The following is a 4,299-nucleotide window of genomic DNA, read 5'->3' on the forward strand; positions in this document are numbered from 1 at the left end:
CGGCTGGTGCGCGTGCGCGACGCCGCGCACCGGGTCGGCCTGGCGCGCCGCTTCCACAACGACGCCGTCGTGCAGGCGCGGCGCCTGCGCGCCAAGCGGCTGGTGCGCTGGGCGCGGCTGGCCGGGCACGCCCGCCTGCCGGAGACGGCGGACTTCGACGACGGCACCGGGGACGGAGCTCCGGGCGGGGGCGCCGCCCCCGGCTCGTAGGATGCTCGCGCCAGGTCCGGGGCAGCCCGGAGCAGACCCCACAGGAACCGCGAGGCGCGAGCACCGTGAGCACCGACCAGAGCACCCCCAGCGCCGGGCACCCCGTCCCGTGGGCGGAGAGCGCCACCGGCGCCGGTCCCGTCGTCGGCACCGACCGCGTCAAGCGCGGCATGGCGGAGATGCTCAAGGGCGGCGTCATCATGGACGTCGTCACCGCCGAGCAGGCCAGGATCGCCGCCGACGCCGGTGCCGTGGCCGTCATGGCGCTGGAGCGCGTGCCCGCCGACATCCGCGCCGAGGGCGGCGTCTCGCGCATGAGCGACCCCGACATGGTCGAGTCGATCATCGACGCCGTGTCCATCCCGGTGATGGCCAAGGCGCGCATCGGCCACTTCGTCGAGGCGCAGGTGCTGCAGTCCCTGGGCGTGGACTACGTCGACGAGTCCGAGGTCCTCACCCCCGCCGACTACGCGCACCACATCGACAAGCACGCCTTCACCGTGCCGTTCGTGTGCGGGGCCACCAACCTCGGCGAGGCGCTGCGGCGCATCACCGAGGGGGCGGCGATGATCCGCTCCAAGGGCGAGGCCGGCACCGGCGACGTCTCCAACGCGGTCACGCACATGCGCACCATCCGCGCCGAGATCAACCGGCTGCGCTCGATGGCCCCCGACGAGCTGTACGTGGCCGCCAAGGAGCTCGCCGCCCCCTACGAGCTGGTCCGCGAGGTCGCCGAGCGCGGCAAGCTGCCCGTGGTGCTCTTCACCGCCGGCGGCATCGCCACCCCGGCCGACGCGGCGATGATGATGCAGCTGGGCGCCGAGGGCGTCTTCGTCGGCTCGGGCATCTTCAAGTCCGGCGACCCCGTCAAGCGCGCCGAGGCCATCGTGAAGGCCACCACCTTCCACGACGACCCCGACATGGTGGCCAAGGTCTCCCGCGGGCTGGGCGAGGCCATGGTCGGCCTGAACGTCGAGGCGATCCCGGAGCCGCACCGCCTGGCCACCCGCGGCTGGTGACCCGCTGAGCGAGCAGGACCCGCTGGGGCCGGAGTGGGGCACCGACCCCGACGGCACCCGCACCCGCAGCGCGGCCCGCGTCGTCGTCCTCGACGGCGCGGGCCGCGTGCTGCTCGTGCGCGGCACCGACCCCACCGCCCCCGGGCGGTCGTGGTGGTTCACCGTCGGCGGCGGTCGCGCCCCGGGGGAGCCGGCGCGCGAGGCCGCCGCCCGCGAGCTGCTGGAGGAGACCGGCCTGGTGGTCGCGCCCGCCGACCTCACCGGCCCGGTGTGGGTGCGCACCGCCGACTTCCCGTACCTGGGGCAGCCCTGCCGCCAGCACGAGGAGTTCTTCGTGCACCGCCCGCACGCCCCGGCGGAGCTGTCGCGCGAGCGGTGGACGCCCCTGGAGCTGGCCACCCTCACCGACGTGCGCTGGTGGACCCCGGACGAGCTGGCCGGCACCGCCGAGACCGTCTACCCCGTGCAGCTGGCCGCCCTGCTGGCCGAGCTGCCCGCGCCGCCCGGGCGCTGGGCGGGCCCACCCCGGCGCATCGCCTGAGCGGTGCGGCCCTACCCTCGCCCCGTGCTCCGCGACGAACCCGTGATCGGTGTGCTGGCCCTGCAGGGCGACGTGCGCGAGCACCTGGCGGCGCTGACGGCCGGCGGGGCGCGTGCGGTGACGGTGCGCCGGGAGCGCGAGCTGGAGCAGGTGGACGGCCTGGTGCTGCCGGGCGGGGAGTCCACCACCATCGACCGGCTGCTGCGCGCCTTCGAGCTGCGCGAGCCGCTGCGCGAGCGCATCGCGCAGGGCCTGCCGGTGTACGGCTCGTGCGCGGGCATGATCCTGCTGGCCGACCGCGTCCTGGACGGCGCGCCGGACCAGCGGACCCTGGGCGGGCTGGACGTCGCGGTGCGCCGCAACGCCTTCGGCCGGCAGGTGGAGAGCTGGGAGGAGGACCTGCCCGTCGAGGGCGTCACCGGCGGCGGTGAGCGCGTGCGGGCGGTCTTCATCCGCGCCCCCTGGGTGGAGGAGGCCGGCGAGGACGTGCGGGTGCTCGCCCGCGTGGGTTCCGGCCCGGCCGCGGGTAGGATCGTCGCAGTGCGTTCCGGCGATCTGCTGGCGACGTCGTTCCACCCGGAGATCACCGGGGACGACCGGGTGCACCGCTACTTCGTGGAGCTCGTGCGAGACCGGCTCCGCGGAGGGGGGCACGAGGAGCGGCGCGGCCTGGGGTCGGCGGGCAGCCCACGGGGCAGGTGACCAGTCAGCGAGCGAACGGCGGAGGGAACAGCAATGTCCGGCCACTCCAAGTGGGCGACGACCAAGCACAAGAAGGCCGTCGTCGACGCCAAGCGCGCCAAGAGCTTCGCTCGGCTGATCAAGAACATCGAGGTCGCGGCCCGCACCGGCGGCGGCGACCCGGCGGGCAACCCCACGCTCTACGACGCCATCCAGAAGGCGAAGAAGACCTCGGTGCCCGCCGACAACATCGAGCGCGCCGTCAAGCGCGGCTCGGGCGCCGAGGCCGGCGGGGCCGACTGGCAGACGATCATGTACGAGGGCTACGGCCCCAACGGCGTGGCGCTGCTCATCGAGTGCCTCACCGACAACAAGAACCGCGCGGCCATGGAGGTCCGCACGGCCATGACCCGCAACGGCGGCTCCATGGCCGACCCGGGCAGCGTGGCGTACATGTTCAGCCGCAAGGGCGTCGTCGTCATCGGCAAGGAGGGCAACGAGCTCACCGAGGACGACGTCCTGACCGCCGTGCTGGAGGCCGGCGCGGAGGAGGTCACCGACCAGGGCGACACCTTCGAGGTCGTCTGCGAGGCGACCGACCTGGTGGCCGTGCGCGAGGCCCTGCAGGCGGCCGGCATCGACTACGACTCCGCCGACGCCAGCTTCGTGCCCAGCGTGCAGGTGCCGCTGGACGCCGAGGGGGCCGCGAAGGTCTTCCGCCTCGTCGACGCCCTCGACGACTGCGACGACGTGCAGAACGTCTTCGCCAACTACGACGTCTCCGACGACGTCATGGCCGCCCTCGAGGACGCCTGAACCGCACCGCGGGCCGCTGAGCGCGGCCCGTCGCCACGGCCCCCCGCCCGCCCCGTGCGAGGCTGGGGGCCGTGCGCGTCCTCGCCGTCGACCCAGGTCTCACCCGCTGCGGGCTGGGGGTGGTGGAGTCCTCGGGCGCCGGGGCGGCCGGCCGGCGGGTGCGCATGGTCGCCGTCGGCGTCGTGCGCACTCCCTCCGAGCACCCGGTGCCCGAGCGCCTGCTCGCCGTGGCCGAGGGCCTGGAGAGCTGGCTGGACGAGCACAGCCCCGACGTGGTGGCCGTGGAGCGCGTGTTCGCCCAGGCCAACGTGCGCTCCGTGATGGGCACCGCCCAGGCCGCCGGGTTGGTGCTGGTGGCCGCGGCCCGGCGCGGGCTGCCGGTGGCGATGCACACCCCCAGCGAGGTCAAGGCCGCCGTCACCGGGTCCGGCCGCGCCGACAAGGAGCAGGTGACCGCGATGGTCACCCGCATCCTCGGCCTGGACGCCCCGCCCCGGCCCGCCGACGCCGCCGACGCCCTCGCGCTGGCGCTGTGCCACCTGTGGCGCGGGGCGGGCACCACGCGCCTGGAGGCCGCGGCGCACTCGGCGCTGGTCACCGGTCGCCGCAACGCCTACGCGGAGGCGGCGCGGGCGGCGGCCCGGCGGCCCGTGGGCCGCGCCCGCTGAGGCGCGCCCCGGCGGGCCGGCCCCGGCGGTGCAGCTCCGGCGGGTCAGCCCCGGCGGGTCAGCCCCGGCGGTGCGGCAGCGTCGCCGCGAGCGTCAGCACCAGCGCCACCCCGTCCTCGGCGAGGGCGGCCTCCACGTCCGGCACCCGCTGCCCGGCCCACGCCCGCCACGCCGCCCCGGCGTGGGAGCCGGCCAGGGCCCCGGCCGTCCCGGCCAGCGCCGGCAGCAGCGTGCGGGCGTGCTCGCGGCGGGCCAGCACCGCGCCCCCCGCGAACCCGGAGACCAGCCGCGCCGGCAGGCCGGCGGCGCTGAGCCGGCTGGGCGTGGAGGGCAGCTTGTCGGCGACCAGCTCCCCGCCCAGGGC

Annotated in this window: 5 protein-coding genes and 2 pseudogenes; 6 read left to right on the forward strand and 1 reads right to left on the reverse strand. The window is 76.2% G+C overall.

Features of this window, described 5'->3' with window-relative positions:
• The 6 genes and pseudogenes from GTR00_RS15515 to ruvC form a co-directional block, all read left to right on the forward strand.
• Positions 1–210, forward strand: a pseudogene (locus GTR00_RS15515) (hypothetical protein); the annotation flags it as partial.
• A 65-nt stretch (positions 211–275) separates the two neighbouring features.
• The gene (pdxS, locus tag GTR00_RS15520) at positions 276–1,229 is read left to right on the forward strand and encodes a pyridoxal 5'-phosphate synthase lyase subunit PdxS (RefSeq protein WP_166612500.1); all 954 of its coding nucleotides are present in this window, start codon (positions 276–278) and stop codon (positions 1,227–1,229) included.
• Positions 1,230–1,251: 22 nt separating this feature from the next.
• Positions 1,252–1,770: an NUDIX hydrolase gene (locus GTR00_RS15525; protein ID WP_276610251.1), complete on the forward strand. Its 519-nt coding sequence runs from the start codon at positions 1,252–1,254 to the stop codon at positions 1,768–1,770.
• A gap of 24 nt (positions 1,771–1,794) precedes the next feature.
• Complete coding sequence (gene pdxT / locus GTR00_RS15530; RefSeq protein ID WP_166612501.1) at positions 1,795–2,472, forward strand: pyridoxal 5'-phosphate synthase glutaminase subunit PdxT; 678 nt, start codon at positions 1,795–1,797, stop codon at positions 2,470–2,472.
• Between the two features lie 33 nt (positions 2,473–2,505).
• A complete protein-coding gene (locus tag GTR00_RS15535) occupies positions 2,506–3,267 on the forward strand; it encodes a YebC/PmpR family DNA-binding transcriptional regulator (RefSeq protein ID WP_166612502.1) in 762 nt (253 codons plus the stop codon).
• Positions 3,268–3,338: 71 nt separating this feature from the next.
• Positions 3,339–3,935 carry a crossover junction endodeoxyribonuclease RuvC gene (ruvC, locus tag GTR00_RS15540; protein WP_166612503.1) on the forward strand — a complete coding sequence of 199 codons (597 nt, stop codon included), beginning with the start codon at positions 3,339–3,341 and terminating at the stop codon, positions 3,933–3,935.
• A 58-nt stretch (positions 3,936–3,993) separates the two neighbouring features.
• Here ruvC and GTR00_RS15545 read toward each other — a convergent pair.
• Positions 3,994–4,299 (reverse strand): annotated as a pseudogene (locus GTR00_RS15545) (hypothetical protein); the annotation flags it as partial.

Source organism: Kineococcus indalonis, from assembly GCF_009906395.1.
In the GTDB taxonomy this organism is placed as follows: Bacteria; Actinomycetota; Actinomycetes; order Actinomycetales; family Kineococcaceae; genus Kineococcus; species Kineococcus indalonis.

Coding starts and splice junctions, on each gene's coding strand:
- GTR00_RS15535 (WP_166612502.1), top strand. CDS start 2,506: ATGTCCGGCCACTCCAAGTGGGCGACGACCAAGCACAAGAAGGCCGTC.